An 18,881-nucleotide genomic window follows, 5' to 3' on the forward strand; every position below is an offset into this window, starting at 1 on the left:
ATTGCCGTTGATGATTGGGGTCCTCTCCGGTCACCGGAAGCGGCAGCCGCCCTCTCCCGGGGCCCCTCCAGAAAGGGAGGGGGAACTACTTGTCAAAATTCGGGTAACAGTGATCCGGCACCGCGACAAAGCGCGTATAGATCGTATCAATCTGATCGCACACAGTGTCGCACAATTCCAGCTCGCAGCGCTGAAGCTGTTCACAGAGCCGCTCCGGCGTCAGCAGCTGCTGCAACTCGATTGCGCGCGGCGCATAACTCAGGTGCCAGCGCTCCGGCGCCACACCGCCGCGGTCCTCGGCGTAGGGGCGGAACAGGCCGTGACTTTCGCCGGCGGCGATGCGTTCGTCCAGCCAGACGTGGAAGGGGCCGAAGAGTCCGTTGTCGGCCACTTCCCGGGGTGTCAGTTGCGGCCGGTAATCCTCCGGCATGGCGGCGGCGTCGACCACATCGAAGTCGGTGCCCCAGTGGTGGCGCGAGCCGCCCGGCAGGGCCGACCAGCGCAATATGGCGTAGACGATCTGTTCCGGCGACAACTGCGCTACATCCAGTTCGGCGCCGTCGCTGTCGAGCACCGGTCGCTGGCCGGAGGCCTTGCGGTTCCAGATGGTGCGCTGGCGCTCGAAGCTGCGGAAGCCGGACACCACCAACGGGTCAAAACCGGCATTGCGGGCGTCGGCGGCCAGGCGCTCGAAGGCCACCAGCGCCTCCGGGTGCAACAGTTGCCCGGAGCGGGGCTCGAGGATCACATGCTCGTCGCCGAGCCCCAGCAGCATACGTTCCAGCGGCACGCTCAACATGACCAGACCTCAATAAACAGAATCAACGGACAAACCGGACTAAAGTGAACAACAACTTTACCAGATGCCAAACCCGCCGCCAGACCCGTTGGGAACCAGCGTGCCGGATGCTTTTTAGTACCAATACTAATGAACGTTTGGCCCATTAGTATTTTATGCTATGTTCAATGGATCGGCCGCGGGATCTGGCCGCAGACACACGGAAGTACAACCTGTTAGGGATAATCCATGCACCCGAGTCAATCAGAGCTGTTAAAGCTGAAAAACCTGGGCCTCGCCTCCGTCAATATCCTCCATTCCATCGGTATCCGCTCCCGTGACGACCTCCACCGCGTGGGTCCGGTCGACGCCTTCATCAATATCCGCAGCCGCGGTATCAACGCCTCCCGCGTGCTGCTCTACGCCCTGCAGGGCGCGCTGATGGATGTGCACTGGAACGAACTGGACCCGGACCTGAAACAGCGCCTGGCCAGCGAAGCCGACCGCCTGCTGGCCTCGCAGGATACAGATTAACAGGCGTCGGCCCATCTCCCGATTGCGGCGGAGCGCCGGGCAAAACGGAAACCTCCAGTCACCGAGAGAGCGTTCAATTCGGCGCAAGCCGTCTTGAAAGCGTATCGGGCGTCCCTATCTACACTTTTCGTAACTGCATTGGATGGAGAGCACCGATGTTGCGTATTGGCCTGTTTCTGCTGACCAACCTGGCCGTCATGGTCCTGGCTGGCATCATCTTCAATCTGCTGGGGATCCAGGGCATTCTCGCCGCCAACGGCGTCGACCTGAACCTCTCCGGCCTTTTCCTGCTGTGTGCCATTTTCGGTATCGGCGGCGCGCTGATCTCGCTGCTGATGTCGAAGACCATCGCCCGCATGAGCACCCGCACCCAGGTGATCGACAAGCCGCAGACCGCCGACGAGCAGTGGCTGGTGGACACGGTGCGCGAGCTGTCGCAGAAAGCGGGCATCGGCATGCCGGATGTGGGGATTTTCCCGATGCCCCAGGCCAACGCCTTCGCCACCGGCTGGAACCGCAACAGCGCGCTGGTGGCGGTGAGCGCCGGGCTGCTGGAGCGCTTCAATCGCGACGAGGCGCGGGCGGTGATCGGCCACGAAATCGGCCACGTCGCCAACGGCGATATGGTAACCCTGGCGCTGATCCAGGGGGTGGTGAACACCTTCGTGATGTTTTTTGCGCGGCTGGTGGGCTTCTTCGTCGACCGGGTCATTCTGCGCAACGAGCAGGGGCTGGGTATCGGCTACTTCGTGACCTCGATCGTCATGGATATCGTCTTCGGTGTCTTCGCGATGATGGTAGTGGCCTGGTTCAGCCGCCGCCGCGAATACCGCGCCGACCACGCCGGCGCCACGCTCGCCAACCGGGAGTCGATGATTGCCGCCCTGCAGCGCATCAAGTCCGAGTCCGAAGCGGGCCGGGAGCAGCCGCTGCCGAGCAATATGAAGGCCTTCGGTATCTACGGCAACATGGGCGCGCTGCTGGCCAGCCACCCGCCGCTGGAAGACCGTATCCAGGCACTGCGGGGCCAGCCGCAGTAAAGGCCGCCCCGCAAGACGCCGCTATCAACCCGGCCCGCGGCCGGGTTACCATTTCCGCCCACCCGCAATACCCGATCGCCGACCATGAACAAACTGAAAAGACTGTTGCTGGCCGCACCACTGCTGTTGCTGGCCACCCTGGCCACGGCCGCCCCGGCACTTCCCGACTTCTCCACCGACGACGAGCGGAACACCATGCAGGTGTTCAACTTCGCCAGCCCATCGGTGGTGTACGTCACCAACGAGACGGTGGTCCGCGACCGCTGGAGCCTGCGCCTGCACACGGTGCCCAAGGGCGCCGGCAGCGGTTTTGTCTGGGATGACCAGGGCCACGTGGTCACCAACTTCCACGTTATCGAGGGCGCCAGCGAGGTCACCATCACCCTGCAGGACCGCAGCGAGTGGCCCGCCGAGCTGGTGGGTTCGGCACCGGAAAAGGACCTGGCGGTACTGAAAATCGACGCCCCGCGCGAACACCTGGAACCGCTGGTGGCCGGCACCTCCAACAATCTCGCCGTGGGCCGCAAGGTGCTGGCCATCGGTAATCCCTTCGGCCTCGACACCACCCTGACCACCGGTGTGGTCAGCGCCCTGGGCCGCGAGATCCAGGCGGCCAACAACCGCACCATCCGCAATGTGATCCAGACCGATGCGGCCATCAACCCGGGCAATTCGGGCGGCCCGCTGCTGGACAGCCGCGGCCGGCTGATCGGCGTCAACACCGCCATCTACAGCCCCAGCGGTGCCAGCGTGGGCATCGGCTTCGCCATCCCGGTGGATACGGTGAAGAAGATAGTGCCGGAACTGATCGCCCACGGCCGCCTGGTGCGCCCGGTGATCGGCATCCAGTCGGCGCCGGACCAGTGGGCCAGCCGCTATGGCTTCGAGGGTGTGGCGGTACTGCGCGCGGCGCCGGGCACGCCCGCCGAGCGCGCCGGCCTGCGCGGTGTTTACCGCACACGCGGCGGCGGCTGGCAACTGGGCGATATCATCGTCGAACTGGACAGCAAACCGGTGCGCAATTACGACGACCTGCTGAATGTGCTGGAAAATCACCGCGCCGGCGATGAGATCAGCATGGGCTATCTGCGCGACGGGCAAAAGAGAAGCACATCCGTTACACTCGCGGCTCCCGAATAATCCATTGCAGACAAGAGTTGCCGTGCAGAAATATTTTCTTTGCCGCTATGACGAGTTGGCGGAAGGCCAGTCGAAGGGTTTTGCCCTGGGGGATACGCCGGAGGGCGTCGACAATGTTTTCGCCGTAATGAAAGGCGGCGAGATCTATGCCTATAAAAATGTCTGCCCACACCAGGGCATCGGCCTCGACTGGCAGGAAGACCAGTTCCTGGATCCGGACGGCGCGCTGATCCAGTGCGCCTCCCACGGCGCCCTGTTCGAAATCGAAACCGGCGAGTGCATCGCCGGCCCCTGCGCCGGCGATGCGCTGACACCGCTGCCGGTGGAGCACTCGCCCGAGGGGCTCTATGTGTTGATGGCCGACTGACTACAAAGTTTAGGGTCTTCGTTGTAGGGGCGAACCTTGTATTCGCCCTGTTTAGCTGGTGCGAATAAGACAATCCAGTGGCGGCCCTGCTACCGGGGAAGGGTTTCGGGACACGCCGTGAATCCATCCCTGGAGGCTTGTCTGCGAGGTCCCTCTCGCAGACAGTCCCAAAACCCTTCCCCGGTATCAGGACCTTTGCATCGGCTTCACAGTTCTTTCCACACTTCCAAGTAGCCAAATAGAACTTCAATGCCGATGCGAAGGTGCTGCTACCGGTAGCAGTGCCGCCAATGAACTATCTAACGCTAACGGCGACAGTTTGAAGCGCCGCAAATAAACGGGATATTTTCGGCCAGCACAATCTCCCCGGTATCGATCCGCGCCCGGTACGCCAGCACCTCCACCCCCGCCGTCAGCGCCCCATCCAGCGCCGCCGCATAGGCCGGATCTATGTCCCGCGCCGCCTCCACCGTCTCGATACCGGTGTGCTGGACACAGTAGAAGAGCACTGCCCGCACTCCGTCCTCGGCCAGCTTCTGCAACTCGCGCAGGTGCTTGGTGCCGCGACTGCTGACCGCATCCGGGAACAGGCCGCGCCCGCCCTCGGCCAGGGTCACATTCTTGACCTCCACATAGCAATCACCCCCATCGCCGGCCAGCAGCAGGTCGATGCGGCTGTTCTCCGCACCGTAGCGGACCTCCCGCCGCAGGCTGTCGTAACCCTGCAACTCCACCACCACCCCCGTCTCGATCGCCTCCTCGACCAACGCGTTGGCGCGACCGGTATTGACCCCCGCCAGAGCCCCCTCCGGCGTGGTGGTGACTTCCAGCGTATGGCGGTACTTGCGCTTGGGATTGCCCGAATCCGAGTACCAGCAGTGGCTGTTCTCAACCCAGCAGTTTTTCATCGAACCGGTATTCGGGCAGTGGATTGTGAAAGATTCACCCTTCTCGGTCACGACATCGGCGAGAAAACGCTTGTAGCGGCGCAGCAGAGTGGCCTTTTCCAGGGGGGGATTCAGCTTCACGTGACGACCTAAACTGACAATTTGGACGCCGCAATATACCGGACAACATTTTGTGGCGCGAACAGAAGAGATTTGGTAGCTTCTTCGCCCTCGGTCGCCAGGGGTATCGGCGCACCGGGGAGGAATAGCCGGTCACCGCATCCCGCTCAAGTGGGTTAAAAATGCATCACTACGGAGAATTCCGGACTAGGCTGATTGAATTTGGTGGTATCGCCCCCATAAACGGGGGTCCGTAAAGAAAGAGAGGCAACGATTATGCCCAGAACTGCTGCGAGCACCGAATCTCTGCACGGCTTTGAGCCCTACAAGGAGAAAAAGGGCGAAGAGTACATGAATGAGAAGCAGCAGGAGCATTTCCGCAACTTGCTGCTGGCCTGGAAAGCCGAGCTGATGGCGGAAGTGGACCGCACCGTTTCCCACATGAAGGACGAAGCTGCCAACTTCCCGGACCCGGCCGACCGCGCCAGCCAGGAAGAGGAATTCAGCCTGGAGCTGCGCACCCGCGACCGCGAACGCAAGCTGATCAAGAAGATCGACGCCACTCTGGAACTGATCGACCAGGACGACTACGGCTTCTGCGAGGCCTGTGGCGTGGAAATCGGCATCCGCCGCCTGGAGGCCCGGCCCACCGCCACCCTGTGTGTGGACTGCAAGACCCTGGCGGAGATCAAGGAAAAGCAGATCTCGGGCTGATTTTTTGTCGGGACTCGGGACTCGGGACTCGGGACTCGGGACTCGGGACTCGGGACTCGGGACTCGGGACTCGGGACTCGGGACTCGGGACTCGGGACTCGGGACTCGGGACTCGGGACTCTCAGTAGGGTGCGCCGTGCGCACCGGCAGGTCAATGGTGCGCACGGCACACCCTACAGCTCGGCTCAAAAGAGTACCGAAGCCAAAAGCGAAGGTCCTGCCACCCAGGAATTTTCTTACTGGCACCACCCCCTTGGAATCAAAGCCGCGCCTTGGATAGCCCCCACCCCTACACAGGCCGCTTCGCCCCCTCCCCCACCGGACCGCTACATTTCGGCTCCTTGGTCTGCGCCCTCGGCAGCTACCTGGACGCCGTCGCCCACGGCGGCACCTGGCTGGTGCGCATGGAGGACCTGGACCCGCCGCGGGAAGAACCCGGCGCTGCCGATCGCATTCTCAAATCCCTCGACGCCCACGGCCTGCACTGGCAGGGCCCGCTGGAGTGGCAGAGTCGCCGCCACGGCTTCTACGAGGAAGTCCTTGCAACACTGGCCGAGCGGGACCTGCTGTATCCCTGCCGCTGCACGCGCGCACAGATCCGCGCAGCCGGCGGCCACGACAACAGCGGCTGCCGCCGGGGAAAACGGCGCGACGACGGCAGCGCAGCCCTGCGCCTGAAAAGTGCCGGCGGCGAGGAGATCTTCGACGATATCTGGCAGGGATCGCAGCGCCAACACATCGACGACGACACCATTCTCAAGCGCAAAGACGGTCTCTACGCCTACCAGCTGGCCGTGGTCGCCGACGATATCGACCAGGGTATCAGCCACGTGGTGCGCGGCGCCGACCTGCTCGACACCACCGGCGCCCAGCAACGGCTGTTCAAACTGCTGGGATCACAACCGCCACAGTTCGGTCACCTTCCGCTGGTGATGGGACCCGACAATCAGCAGAAACTGAGCAAGCAGAACCACGCCCCGGCCATAGACGACCGCCGCGCATCGAAGAACCTGTGCACGGCGCTGGGCTTTCTCGGTTTTCATCTGCCAGCCCAACTCTCTGGCGAGACGCCGGAGCAGATTCTCAGCTGGGCGGCGGCCCGCTGGCAGAGGCGGCAGGTAGATCTGCGCAACCGCCATCTGGCCTGATCGGGACTCGGGACTCGGGACTCGGGACTCGGGACTCAAGTAGGGTGCGCCGTGCGCACCGGCCTGATCAATGGTGCGCACAGCGCACCCTACTGAAATTCCCTGTAGATCCCGGCATACTTACACGCTTCAGTCATTAGCGCGCCAGCGAAGATACCTCCTATGTCTCCGACCGAGTCCCGAGTCCCGAGTCCCGAGTCCCGGCCTTTATGACCAACCGCACGCTTTTAATCCTGCTGGTTCTGGTGGGCTACGTCTTCTCGCCGACCATATTCACCTGGATGATCAACCCGTCCGGGGCCTGGTACCGGCCGTTTATCCTGTGGTTCGTGCTGATCCTGCTGGCGGTGTTCGTGCAGGCCAGGCGCAAGTCGGATGAGCTTTGACCATGGGTTTTGAACTGACGCATATCGCGCTGATCGGTGTCGCCTATATCGCCGCGCTGTTTTTCGTCGCCTTCGCCACATCCAAGGGCTGGCTGCCGTCGCGCTGGGTGCGCCACCCGCTGATCTATGTGCTGTCGCTGGGCGTTTCCATGTCCGCCTGGACCTTCTACGGCATCGTCGACCTGGCCTGGCAGTACGGCTACGGCGTGCTGGCCTACTACCTGGGCACCGGCGCCATGTTCCTGTTCGCACCGGTGGCGCTGGAGCCGCTGGCGCGCCTGGCACAGCGCTACCAGTTAACCTCGCCCGCGGACCTGCTGGTATTCCGCTACCACAGCCGCGAGGCCGGCACCCTCGCCACCCTGTTCATGCTGCTGGCACTGCTGCCGCTGATCGCACTGCAGATACAGGCGGTGGCCGAGACGCTGGCGCTGCTGTCCCGCGACAGCGTCGCCGCACTGGGACTGGCGGAGAGCGGCGTCACCAGCAAAAACCTGATCGCCTTCTTCTACTGCGTGCTGCTGGCGGTGTTCACCAGCATGTACGGCGCCACGCGCGAGCGCCGCGCCGGGCTGTCCAGTGCCATGGCGCTGGAGTCGGTAGTCAAGCTGGTGGCGCTGCTGGCGGTGGGCGGCTATGCGATCTACGGCGTCTTCGGCGGCTTCAACGGCCTCGACCAGTGGTTGACCCGGAACCCCGACATGCAGCAACTGCTGTACACCCCGATCAAACAGGGCTCGTCGCACACGCTGCTGCTGGTGTTTATCGCCACCGCGGTGGCGATGCCCCACATTTTCTACCTGAGCGTCGCCGAGCGCGCCGCCGCCAAGACCCTGCGCCACGCCAGCTGGGGTTTCCCGCTGTTCCTGCTGCTGATGGCGCTGCCGATCTTCCCGATCATGTGGGCCGGCTTCGCGCTGGATGTGGCCGAACCGGTGCAGTATTTCGCACTGGCCGTACCGCGCGCCAGCGGCTCCGCGGCCCTGACCACCCTGGCCTTTATCGGCGGCCTGTCGGCCGCCACCGGTGCGCTGGTGATGATGACCCTGGCGCTGTCCACCATGGTCATGAACCACTGGCTGCTGCCGGGCACCCGCTGGCACTCCGAGGACAACATGTACCGCCAGCTGGTGTGGTTGCGGCGGGCGCTGGTGGCCGCGATGTTCCTGGCCGGGTTCGGCTTCTACCTGCTGCTGAACAACCGACTGTCCCTCTCCGACCTGGCGCTGCTGGCGTTCATCGCCTCACTGCAGTTCCTGCCCGGCATCTTCGCGGTGATCCACTGGCCGCAGGGCAACCGCCGCGGCTTTATCGCCGGCCTGCTGGCGGGCATGTGCATCTGGGCCGGCGGCCTGCTGCTGCCGGCCATCTTCGGCCTCAGCGGCATCACCCTGCCCGGCACCGACATCCAGATTCCGCTGGGGATGTCGATCTGGACCCGGGTCACCACCCTGTCGCTGGCGATCAACGTGCTGCTGTTCGTCGGCCTGTCACTGCTGACCCGCACCACCAGCCTGGAGCAGTACGCCGCCGACCTGTGCAGCGATGAGACCCTGAGCCAGGCGCTGCGGCTGGAGCTGGACGTGCAGTCGGCGGCCGAATTCCGCCTGCGCCTGTCCGACAGTCTCGGCGCCGCCACCGCCAACCAGGAAGTGAACCGCGCGCTACGCCAACTGGACCTGCCGGACGACGAGCGCCGCCCCTACGCGCTGCGCCAGTTGCGCGACAAGCTCGAGGCCAACCTGTCGGGCCTGCTGGGGCGCGTACTGGCCGGGCAGATCATCGACCGCCACTTCCCGTTCAAGGACAGCGACCAGCCGGCCAACAAGGACATCCACCTGATCGAGACGCGCCTGTCGCGCTACAAGAACCAGCTCACCGGCCTGGCCGCAGAGCTGAACAGCCTGCGCCTGTACCACAGGCAGATGCTGGAGGAATTGCCGCTGGCGGCCTGCTCCCTGGGCCGCGACGGCGAGATCCTGTTGTGGAACTACGCCATGCAGGACCTGACCGGCGTCACCGCCGCCGAGGTGCTGGGCTCCAAACTGGATTACCTGGCGGAGCCCTGGCGGGCACTGCTGACCGAGTTCGCGGACTCCACCGAGGCCAGCCGCTTCAAGCAGCAGGTGCAACTGGGCGGCAACAGCCACTGGCTCAACCTGCACAAGACACGCCTGAAGAGCAGCCGCGGCGGCCGCTCCCGGGTGGAGCGCGGCGACGCGCAGATGCTGCTGTTGGAAGACATCACCGAGACCCAGGTGCTGGAGCAGGAACTGATGCACAGCGAACGGCTGGCGTCGGTCGGCCGCCTGGCCGCCGGCGTGGCCCACGAGGTGGGCAACCCGGTCACCGGCATCGCCTGCCTGGCGCAGAACCTGCACTTCGAATCCGACAGCAGCGATGTGCGCGACACCGCCGACCAGATCATCAGCCAGACCCAGCGCATCAGCCGCATCGTCCACTCGCTGGTGAATTTCTCCCACAGCGGCAGCCAGGAGACACAACGCGCGCCGGTGGACCTCTACGCCTGCGTGCAGGAGGCGGTACAACTGTTGTCGCTGCAGCGGGACAAGACCCAGGTCACCTTCGACAACGCCGTGCCGACAGACCTGTTCGCCCCCGGCGACAACCAGCGCCTGATCCAGGTATTCATCAACCTGCTCAGCAACGCCCGCGACGCCAGCCCCGACGGCGGCCGTATTCGGGTCGACGGCTACATCGCCCGCGGCTGCGCCTGCATCGCCGTGACAGACGACGGCCCGGGCATCTCCGCCGAACACCGCGAGCGCATCCTGGAGCCCTTCTTCACCACCAAGGAACCGGGCCAGGGCACCGGCCTGGGCCTGGCGATGGTCTACAGCATCGTCGAGGAACACGACGGGCAACTGGAACTGATCAGTCCCGCGCACCCGGACACCGGGCGCGGGGCCAAATTTATCGTGCAGCTGCCATTGGAACAGACGGGACTCGGGACTCGGGACTCGGGACTCGGTCGCGCCGGGCCTCAGGAATAACGGCCCGGCAGTGCCCGCGTTTCTGCTCTCCCCGGCGACAAGCGAACCGAAACTTCTCTACATGTTCAGAGCCCCGCCCCCCGAGTCCCGGAAATCATGGGTTGCATCGAAACGCCTCGCAGGTAAAACTAGGCGCTTCCTGAGCATTTTGTAACCAGGCGTAACACATGAGCCACATCCTGATCGTCGAAGATGAAGCCATTATTCGAACGGCGCTGCGCAAACTGCTGGAGCGGCACCGATACCAGGTCAGCGAAGCCGGTTCTGTGCGCGAGGCGACCACCAAACACCGCCTCGACCAGGTCGACCTGATCATTTCCGACCTGCGCCTGCCGGGCGCCCCGGGCACCGACCTGCTGAAGCTGGCCGGCGACACCCCGGTGCTGATCATGACCAGTTACGCGAGCCTGCGCTCGGCGGTGGACTCGATGCGCATGGGCGCCGCCGACTATATCGCCAAACCCTTCGACCACGACGAGATGATCGCCACCGTGCGCCGGGTCATCGGCAAGGCCGAGCAGAGCCGCGCCCGGGCACCGGCGGGCCGGGAGCCGGGCCGCACCATCGCCGGCATGATCGGCGACAGCCCGGTGATGCGCGAACTCTACGGCCGCATCCACAAGGTGGCGCCCACCGACGCCACCGTGCTGGTGCACGGCGAGACCGGTACCGGCAAGGAGCTGGTGGCCCGCGCCATCCACGAGGAGAGCCGCCGCGCCGGCAAGCCGCTGATCTCGGTCAACTGTGCGGCCATCCCGGAAACCCTGATCGAGGCGGAACTGTTCGGTCACGAAAAAGGCGCCTTTACCGGCGCACAGACAGCCCGCGAGGGCCTGGTGGCGGCCGCCGATGGCGGCACCCTGTTCCTGGACGAGATCGGCGAACTGCCGCTCGAGGCTCAGGCGCGCCTGTTGCGGGTGCTGCAGGAAGGGGAAGTGCGGCCGATCGGCGCGGTGGAATCGCGCAAGGTGGATGTGCGCCTGGTGGCGGCGACCCACCGCAACCTGCGACAGCTGGCCGCCGAGCGCAAATTCCGCGAGGACCTCTACTACCGTATCAACGTGGTGCAGATGACCCTGGCGCCGCTGCGCGAGCGGGGCAAGGACGTGCTGTCGATCGCCGAGCACCTGCTGGAGAAATTCTGCGCGCGCGTGGAGCGCCCCACGCTGAAGCTGTCACCGGAAGCCATCCAGGCCGTGACCACCTATACCTGGCCCGGCAATGTGCGCGAGCTGGAGAACGCCATCCAGCGCTCGGTCATCCTGACCGACGACAACAGCGCCGAGATCGATCACCGCACGCTGGATATCGACCTGGACCTGGTTCCGGTGGAAGAGGCCGATCCGGAGCGCCACCCGCGCAGCCTGCATACGGATCCGCGCGAGGACCTGTCCCTGGAGGATTACTTCGCCCGCTTCGTCCTCGAGCACCAGGACACCATGAGCGAGACGGACCTGGCCAAGAAACTCGGGGTCAGCCGCAAGTGCCTGTGGGAACGCCGCCAGAAACTGGGTATCCCGCGCAAAAAGACCCGCCGGACGGCGGCGGAAGCCTGAATCAATCGCCCCGGCCGGTGATCGCAGGCATTTTCACCGGCCAATCGCCTGCCAACCCTACCCCCGACGAAATCCCGCTCCCCTTTTCCGAACACCCGTCTTTATTTGTTGTCCATTGATAGGATGGTATCGCTAACGCCCGGTAGGTCCCACTTCGGTGACCACCGAAAGTGTTACCCCAGTCTCCCGGCGAGTAACAACTGCCGCGTCATCTGTAACGCAGAATCCCTCCCCGCTGTCGCCCAATGCCACCCCAAATTTGTAACTTATTGATTTATAAAGACTTTTAAAAGTTGGCACACTACATGCTTTCTTCTTAGTACAAACAAGAAGAACAGCCAAGAATAAAAATAAATGACTGTTTAAGCCCTAATAACAACTGACAATAAGTGGGCGAAACACAATAACAATAACGGGGCGGTCGAGAATAAAAGCAAACAGGGACCAAAACCGGAAGAAGAATCCAGAACAATAAAAACAACAAAAAATAACAATAAACAATAAAAATAAAGCAGAAGACAACAAAAATAACGACAAGCGCGTTACAAACTGACTGATTGTACCTGGGAGAGGGTGTTTGCTAGACAGCAAATTGATAGCGCAAGGAAGCCGCTGCCTTCATCCTAATAACAATAATTCCCATTTTCCTTTGTTTTCCCCCATTCCATACCGCTTTCGGCGACTTTTGCCGCCGCCTGATTGCGGCCGCCTGCCTGTGGTAGAATCCGCCCTTATCGGGACCTGTCTGCATGAGAACCTCTGGCAATGACGGGACCTTCGTGAAGCCAAACCCCGTTGGCAGCAGTCAAGACAGACAGCCGTATGCTCAATTCCCTGATCAGTAGTATCAAGCGCTGGCGCAAGCCGGGGCGATCCTCCCTCCCCCGTATCGTTGCCCGCAGCGACCACAACCTTTCGCGCCGCGATATCAGCCGCGCCGCCCTGACCGTGATGAAACGGCTGCAGGAGGCGGGCTTCCAGGCCTATATCGTCGGCGGCGGGGTGCGCGACCTGCTGCTGGGTGGCCACCCCAAGGATTTCGATGTGGCCACCGACGCCACCCCCGAAGAGGCCAAGAAGCTGTTCCGCGGCTCGCGTATCGTCGGCCGCCGCTTCCGCATCCTGCACGCCCGCATCGGCCGCGAGATCATCGAGGTCACCACCTTCCGCGGTCACCACAGCGAGGGCGAGGAGCACGAGGCACAGCAGTCCGAGCACGGCATGCTGCTGCGCGACAACGTCTACGGCGACCTGGAGAGCGACGCCGTGCGCCGCGATTTCACCGTCAACGCCCTCTACTACACCACCGACGGCTTCGAGATCCACGATTACACCGGCGGCATGCGCGATATCGAGCAGCGCAAGATCCGCATGATCGGCGACCCGGCCACCCGCTACAAAGAGGACCCGGTGCGCATGCTGCGCGCGGTACGCTTTGCCGCCAAGCTGGATTTTGAGATCGAGGACAAGACCGCCGCCCCGCTGGAGGAGCTGGCGCCACTGCTGCGCAATATCGCCCCCGCGCGACTATTCGACGAAGTCCTCAAGCTGCTGATGAGTGGATACGGCGAGCGCACCTTCGAACTGCTGCAGCGCCACCACCTCTGGCACCACCTGTTCCCGGACAATGCGGCAATGCTGGACCAGCCGGCGGCGCTGGAATTGAGTCACCTGGCCCTGCGCAACACCGACCAGCGCATCCGCGACGACAAGCGCGTGACCCCGGCCTTCCTCTACGCTGCGCTGTTGTGGCCCGCGGTCTACAGCGAACAGCAACGCATCGCCGGCAAGGGCACGCCGCCGGTACCGGCGCTGGCCCAGGCGGCGCAGAAAGTCACCGGCTCGCAACTGGCCCACACCGCGATCCCCAAGCGCTTCTCCATTCCCATGCGCGAAATCTGGGACCTGCAGCAGCGACTCCCCCAGCGCGGCGGCAGCCGCGCACAGCGGTTGAGCGAACACCCGCGCTTCCGCGCCGCCTACGACTTCCTGCTGCTGCGCGAAGAGTGCGGTGAAATCCCGCCCGGACTGGGCCAGTGGTGGACCGATTTCCAGCAGGCCGACGGTGAGCAGCGCCAGGAAATGGTGCGCAAACTGCAGCGCAACGGCGGCGGCAACAAGCGCCGCGGTTCCCGCGGCGGTCGCCGCCGTCGCCCGCGGGCCGAACAGAAGTCCCAGTAATGGCCCGGGTATTTGTCGGGCTCGGCAGCAACTTGTCCGGCCCCCGGCAGCAGTTGCAAAGCGCGCTGGCGTCGATGGCGGGGATTCCGCACACCGCACTGCTGCATCACTCCTCTTTCTATTGCAGCGCACCGGTGGGGCCGGGCGAACAGCCCGACTATGTCAACGCCGCGGCCGAGCTGGAAACGGATCTGCCGCCGCTGGAACTGCTGGACCGGCTGCAGGCGATCGAAAACGCACAGGGCCGCGAGCGCAGCGTGCGCTGGGGCGCCCGCACCCTGGATTTGGATATACTGCTGTTCGACCGGCAACGCATCGACGAACCGCGCCTGCAGGTACCGCATCTGCGCATCGCCGAGCGCAATTTCGTATTGCAGCCGCTGGCGGAGCTGGACCCGGAGCTGACGCTGCCGTCGGGCGAGACCATCGCAGAGCTGCTGCAGCGCTGCCCGCAGAACCGGCTGCAGAAAATCTGATACGGCGGGGCGCTCACCGGAGCCGGGCCAGTGTGCTGTGCGGGAGCGGAAACAAGAAAGGAGTAAATCCCGTGGCAATCGATACCGACGAATCCCACGAGCCGGACATTTCCGGTGTGACCCTGCCCCGCTTTATCGCCGTCGAGGGCAATATCGGTGTGGGCAAGACCACGCTGGCGAAAAAGCTCGCCGCCACTTTCAATTACGACACCCTGCTCGAACAGCCCGAAACCAACCCGTTCCTGGAGCGCTTCTACCGCGATCCCAAGAGCGCTGCGCTGCCGACACAGCTGCATTTCCTGCTGGAGCGCTCGCAACAGATCCAGGCCCTGCGCCAGGACGACCTGTTCAAACCGGTGCGCGTGGCGGACTTCCTGATCGAGAAGGACCAGCTGTTCGCCGAAGTCACGCTGGACGCCGACGAGCTGGCCCTCTACCAGCAGGTCTACCGACACCTGACCCTGCAGGCGCCCAAACCCGACCTGGTGGTCTACCTGCAGGCGCCGCTCAATGTATTGCAGGAGCGCATCCGCACCCGCGGCATCGCCGCCGAGCGCGCCATCGGCAACGAGTACCTGGCCACACTCAACGAGGCCTACACCAATTTCTTCCACTACTACGACGAGGCGCCACTGCTGATCGTCAACAGCGAAGAGATCGATATCGTCGACCGCCCGGAAGACTACCGCCAGCTGGTGGAGTATATGCTCACCATCACCAGCGGCCGCCACTACTATAACCCCGGAGTCTGATATGCCTTACGCTCCAGCCGAATTGGAAAAACCCGTTACCATCCACAAACTGCGCCAGATGAAGGCGGACGGCGAGAAATTTACCAGCGTCGCCCTCTACGATGCCCCCACCGCCGGCGCCGCCCAGCGCGCCGGCGTCGAAACCGTGTTGATCGGCGATTCCCTGGGTATGGCCATGCTGGGCTACGACAGCACCGTACCGGTGACCATGGAAGAGATGATTCACCACATCGGGGCCGTGGCCCGCGGCAACAGGAAATCCCTGATCATGGGCGACCTGCCCTTCATGACCTACGCAACACCGGAGCAGGCACTCACCAACGCCGCCCGCATCATGCAGGCCGGCGCCCATATGGTGAAAATCGAGGGCGGCACCTGGCTGGCGGAGACGGTGAAGATGCTCAGCGAGCGCGGTATCCCGGTGTGCGCCCACCTGGGGCTCACCCCCCAGTCGGTACACAAGTTCGGTGGCTACCGCATCCAGGGGCGCAGCGACGAACAGGCCGGACAGATACTCGACGACGCCGCCGTACTGGACGAGGCCGGCGCCGACCTGCTGGTGCTCGAATGCGTGCCGTCCCGACTGGCGAAACGCATCACCGACACCGTCTCCATGCCCACCATCGGCATCGGCGCCGGCAGCGACACCGACGGCCAGGTGCTGGTGATCACCGACCTGCTCGGCCTGACGGAAAAACCGCCGAAGTTCTCCAAGAATTTCCTCAGGGAAACCGGCGATATCCACGGCGCCCTGCGCCAGTACGCCGAAGAGGTCAAGAACGGGCAGTTTCCCACCGCGGAACACAGCTTCAACTGAGTCGCTACAGATGCCCCCGTCTACAAGCATCGACCGCCGGCGGCTGCTGCAACTGCTACTGGCCGCGACCGCACTGCCCGCCGCGTCCCGGGCGCAACCGGACCTGAGCCGCACCATGGGCAGGACCCTGGCCGACCGGGGTTCCGCCCACTACCGGTTCGAGACCTTTGCCCTGCAATCCGCGGACGGGCAGCGCCACTACCGCGTGTGGCTGGCGATACCGCGCGGCGGGTCACCCGCATCCGGCTTCCCGTCGCTCTACCTGCTCGACGGCAACGCCGTGCTGCACCACCTGCGGGAGCGCTGGCTGCAACCGCTGATGCAGGCGGAACCGCCGGTGCTGGTCATGGTGGGCTACGATACCGAAAAGCTGTTCGACGTGACCGCGCGCCAGCGCGACTACACACCGGCCGCTCCCGGCGAGGATATCGCCGTGGATCCCCGCTGGCCGGACCGCCCCGGCGGCGGCGCGGCCGCGTTCCTGCAGTTGCTGGAGCAGCGCATCAAGCCCGAAGTGGCCCGGCGCGTTCCACTGGACAGCGATAGGCAGAGCCTCTGGGGCCACTCCTTCGGCGGCCTGTTCACCCTGTTCGCGCTCTGCAATCGCGCCGGTTTCAAGAACTATATCCCGGTAAGTCCGGCGCTCTACTGGCACCGGCATGTCATCGGGCGCTATGTCGCGCGCTTGCAGGCCACACCGGCCGGTACCCGCTTATGGCTGGCGCGCGGCGACCGCGAGGCACGGGTGCCCCGGGATGCGACGGCGGAGCAGGCGGCCGCCATCCGCCGGCGCGCCAGCGCCGAATTTACCGCCGCGCGCGAGGCGCTGGCGGGAACCGCCGGGCTCGAAATCCACAGCCACGAGTTTCCCGGCCTCGGGCACGGCGAGGCACTGGTGGCCTCCCTGCCCCGCGCCCTGCGTATCGCCGCCGGCATACCCGCCGGCCACGGGTTGATGGAGAGACCGCATGAACTTTGAGGAACAGCTCAATCTCTGGCGCAACGGCGCCAGCCGCCAGCAGGTCCCGCCCGGCTGGTCCCAGGGGCGCGCCACATTCGGCGGCCTGGTGGCGGCCATGCTGTACGAGCAGATGGCCGCCCGGGTAACCGGCGATGCCAGCCTGCGCTCGCTGACCTTTTCCTTTGTCGCCCCCGTCGCCACCGGCGAGCTGGAAGTGAGTGCCAACACGCTGCGCGCCGGCCGCTCCGTAACCCAGGTGGAAGGCCGCGCGTTCCAGGACGGCGCTGCGGTACTGGCCGCGTTTGCCAGCTTCGGCAGCGGGCGCGAGTCCGTAATCGCCGTGGACCCGGCCCCGGCGCCGACATTTTCCGCGCCGGAAGAGAGCCCGGCGCTGCCCTATATTCACGACCTGGTACCGGAGTTCACCCGGCACTTCGACTACCGCATCGCCGCCGGCGACATGCCCTTCAGCGGCAGCCCCGAGCCGCGCCTCGGCGGCTGGGTGCGCTTCAGCGGCGACGCGCCGCAGGCACCGGCGTCCGTCAGCCACCTGCTGGCACTGATCGACGCCTGGCCGCCGGCGCTGCTGCCAATGCTGAAACAGCCGGCACCGGCCAGCTCACTGACCTGGACAGTGGAATTCATTGAGCCGCTGCCGGCGCAGGGCGTCGGCGACTGGTGGCAATACCTGGCGGAAGTGGAACAGGCCGGCGACGGTTACGGCGTCGCGCAGGCGCGATTGTGGGATGCCGGTGGCAGGCTGGTGGCCTTTACCCGCCAGACGGTGACGGTATTCGGTTGAGGGCGGATTAAAAAAGGGGGGGCACGGAGCCCCCCCTGAAAAGCCAATTCGATATCGGAAGGGAAATCCGGAATTGGAAAAACAAGGTGACAATCAAGCCCGCCGGCACTAACCACGAAACCGGCGGGCCCGGCGCCCAAGTTCACAACGCCCCGGATCACTACCACTACCGGATTATTGCGAAATGATGAGGCAATAGGAATATATTATTCCTGCACGACGAAAGCAACCCCGGCACGGGTCGGTGGCGCTCAATTGATCCGCTTGTGATTCCTGAAGACTTCCACCGCCTGGCGGCTGCGCTCGAACAACTCTTTCGCCCGCACATCCCTCTGCGACATCAGGATAAACAGCAGGTCCGTCACCATGTGCTGCGCCGTGCGCGCGAGGATGGATGAACTGCGGGCACCCGCCTCGCCGGACAGGCAGAACAGGTTGACCCCCGCCAGTTCCGCCAGCGGATTGCGCGAAAAACCGGTCAGGGAAATGACATCCGCGCCGCAATTCACACCGGTTTCCGCCACGCGGATGACATCCCGGGTCAGCCCCGATTCCGAAATGGCAAAGATCAGGTCCCCGCGGCCGAGGGTGGCCGCATTCGCGACCTGCACGTGGGTGTCGCTTTCGGCCAGCACGGCCTTGCCGAGTTTCATCAGCTTGAAGGCAAAGTCCCGCGCCACCAGGGAGGAGGCGCCCACGCCGGCCAGCACGATGCGCCCGGCGGCGGTAAGCAGGCCGACCGCATTCAGCAGCACCTCTTCGCGATTGACCGTCAGGGTCTCGTTCAGCGAGCCGGTTTTCCGCGCAATCAGTTTCTGCGCCACGGTGGTGAGATCGTCATCCGTGGAAATATCGCCGTGGATCGCCTTCGGCAATACCGAGGTCCGCGCCAGGGATTCCGTCAGCGACAGCTTCAGGTCGGTATAGCCGCGGTAGCCGAGCTTCTGGCTGAACTTGACCACGCTCGACTGCGACACACCGACACTGTCTGCCAACGCCTTCGAAGACAGCGCGCGCACCCCCTCGACATTGTCGAGCAGATAATCCGCGATGCGCCGCTCGTGATTGGACATGGACTCGCGCATCGCGCGGATTTTGGCAATCGACCCCACCATCTGGAACTCCACCGGAATAAATCGTGCAGCCCCACAGCGGCGGCAATCGACAGTAAATATTTTTGATCTGGCAAAGAATAAATGATACCAATA

18 protein-coding genes are annotated in these 18,881 nt (G+C 64.1%); 15 read left to right on the forward strand and 3 right to left on the reverse strand.

Annotated features, from left to right (window positions below; all coding sequences use genetic code 11):
* Positions 1 to 85 precede the first annotated feature (85 nt).
* Positions 86 to 799 carry a M15 family metallopeptidase gene (locus MWN76_RS01650; RefSeq protein ID WP_250458806.1) on the reverse strand — a complete coding sequence of 238 codons (714 nt, stop codon included), beginning with the start codon at positions 797 to 799 and terminating at the stop codon, positions 86 to 88.
* Positions 800 to 1,027: 228 nt separating this feature from the next.
* Between MWN76_RS01650 and MWN76_RS01655 the strand changes: the two genes are divergently transcribed.
* From MWN76_RS01655 to MWN76_RS01670, 4 genes are all read left to right on the forward strand, one after another.
* On the forward strand, positions 1,028 to 1,312 hold the full coding sequence (locus MWN76_RS01655; protein ID WP_250458807.1) for a TfoX/Sxy family protein: 285 nt from the start codon (positions 1,028 to 1,030) through the stop codon (positions 1,310 to 1,312).
* Positions 1,313 to 1,467: 155 nt separating this feature from the next.
* Entirely contained in the window at positions 1,468 to 2,352 is an 885-nt protein-coding gene (htpX, locus tag MWN76_RS01660) for a protease HtpX (RefSeq protein ID WP_250458809.1), read from the forward strand.
* 84 nt (positions 2,353 to 2,436) lie between these two features.
* On the forward strand, positions 2,437 to 3,492 hold the full coding sequence (locus MWN76_RS01665; protein ID WP_250458811.1) for a S1C family serine protease: 1,056 nt from the start codon (positions 2,437 to 2,439) through the stop codon (positions 3,490 to 3,492).
* Positions 3,493 to 3,514: 22 nt separating this feature from the next.
* A complete protein-coding gene (locus MWN76_RS01670) occupies positions 3,515 to 3,859 on the forward strand; it encodes a Rieske (2Fe-2S) protein (protein WP_250458812.1) in 345 nt (114 codons plus the stop codon).
* 305 nt (positions 3,860 to 4,164) lie between these two features.
* Here MWN76_RS01670 and sfsA read toward each other — a convergent pair whose 3' ends face one another.
* The gene (sfsA, locus tag MWN76_RS01675; protein WP_250458813.1) at positions 4,165 to 4,887 is read right to left on the reverse strand and encodes a DNA/RNA nuclease SfsA; all 723 of its coding nucleotides are present in this window, start codon (positions 4,885 to 4,887) and stop codon (positions 4,165 to 4,167) included.
* Positions 4,888 to 5,142: 255 nt separating this feature from the next.
* Between sfsA and dksA the strand changes: the two genes are divergently transcribed.
* The 11 genes from dksA to MWN76_RS01730 all read left to right on the forward strand — a co-directional run bounded on the left by dksA (position 5,143) and on the right by MWN76_RS01730 (position 17,673).
* Positions 5,143 to 5,580, forward strand: a complete 438-nt coding sequence (gene dksA, locus MWN76_RS01680) for an RNA polymerase-binding protein DksA (protein ID WP_250458814.1) — start codon at positions 5,143 to 5,145, stop codon at positions 5,578 to 5,580.
* Between the two features lie 272 nt (positions 5,581 to 5,852).
* Positions 5,853 to 6,728 carry a tRNA glutamyl-Q(34) synthetase GluQRS gene (gene gluQRS, locus MWN76_RS01685; RefSeq protein WP_250458815.1) on the forward strand — a complete coding sequence of 292 codons (876 nt, stop codon included), beginning with the start codon at positions 5,853 to 5,855 and terminating at the stop codon, positions 6,726 to 6,728.
* 209 nt (positions 6,729 to 6,937) lie between these two features.
* A complete protein-coding gene (locus tag MWN76_RS01690; protein WP_250458816.1) occupies positions 6,938 to 7,114 on the forward strand; it encodes a hypothetical protein in 177 nt (58 codons plus the stop codon).
* A gap of 2 nt (positions 7,115 to 7,116) precedes the next feature.
* A complete protein-coding gene (locus MWN76_RS01695; protein ID WP_250458817.1) occupies positions 7,117 to 10,128 on the forward strand; it encodes an ATP-binding protein in 3,012 nt (1,003 codons plus the stop codon).
* 167 nt (positions 10,129 to 10,295) lie between these two features.
* Positions 10,296 to 11,684 (forward strand): sigma-54-dependent transcriptional regulator, encoded by a 1,389-nt coding sequence (locus tag MWN76_RS01700; RefSeq protein WP_250458818.1) that lies wholly within the window; start codon positions 10,296 to 10,298, stop codon positions 11,682 to 11,684.
* 822 nt (positions 11,685 to 12,506) lie between these two features.
* Positions 12,507 to 13,865, forward strand: a complete 1,359-nt coding sequence (pcnB, locus tag MWN76_RS01705) for a polynucleotide adenylyltransferase PcnB (RefSeq protein ID WP_250458819.1) — start codon at positions 12,507 to 12,509, stop codon at positions 13,863 to 13,865.
* Positions 13,865 to 14,341, forward strand: a complete 477-nt coding sequence (gene folK / locus MWN76_RS01710) for a 2-amino-4-hydroxy-6-hydroxymethyldihydropteridine diphosphokinase (protein ID WP_250458821.1) — start codon at positions 13,865 to 13,867, stop codon at positions 14,339 to 14,341. The genes pcnB and folK overlap by 1 nt, the downstream gene beginning before the upstream one ends.
* 77 nt (positions 14,342 to 14,418) lie before the next feature.
* On the forward strand, positions 14,419 to 15,093 hold the full coding sequence (locus MWN76_RS01715) for a deoxynucleoside kinase (RefSeq protein WP_425606582.1): 675 nt from the start codon (positions 14,419 to 14,421) through the stop codon (positions 15,091 to 15,093).
* A 1-nt stretch (position 15,094) separates the two neighbouring features.
* A complete protein-coding gene (gene panB / locus MWN76_RS01720) occupies positions 15,095 to 15,910 on the forward strand; it encodes a 3-methyl-2-oxobutanoate hydroxymethyltransferase (protein WP_250458825.1) in 816 nt (271 codons plus the stop codon).
* 10 nt (positions 15,911 to 15,920) lie between these two features.
* Positions 15,921 to 16,889: an alpha/beta hydrolase gene (locus MWN76_RS01725; RefSeq protein WP_250458827.1), complete on the forward strand. Its 969-nt coding sequence runs from the start codon at positions 15,921 to 15,923 to the stop codon at positions 16,887 to 16,889.
* Positions 16,879 to 17,673, forward strand: coding sequence for an acyl-CoA thioesterase (locus tag MWN76_RS01730; protein ID WP_250458829.1), 795 nt, complete (start codon positions 16,879 to 16,881; stop codon positions 17,671 to 17,673). Before MWN76_RS01725 ends, MWN76_RS01730 begins: the two co-directional genes overlap by 11 nt.
* Positions 17,674 to 17,924: 251 nt before the next feature.
* On the opposite strand, the gene MWN76_RS01735 is transcribed toward MWN76_RS01730, so the two are convergent.
* Positions 17,925 to 18,788 (reverse strand): SIS domain-containing protein, encoded by an 864-nt coding sequence (locus tag MWN76_RS01735; RefSeq protein ID WP_250458831.1) that lies wholly within the window; start codon positions 18,786 to 18,788, stop codon positions 17,925 to 17,927.
* Positions 18,789 to 18,881 lie beyond the last annotated feature (93 nt).

This window comes from Microbulbifer litoralis (genome assembly GCF_023634065.1).
Taxonomy (GTDB): Bacteria; Pseudomonadota; Gammaproteobacteria; order Pseudomonadales; family Cellvibrionaceae; genus Microbulbifer; species Microbulbifer litoralis.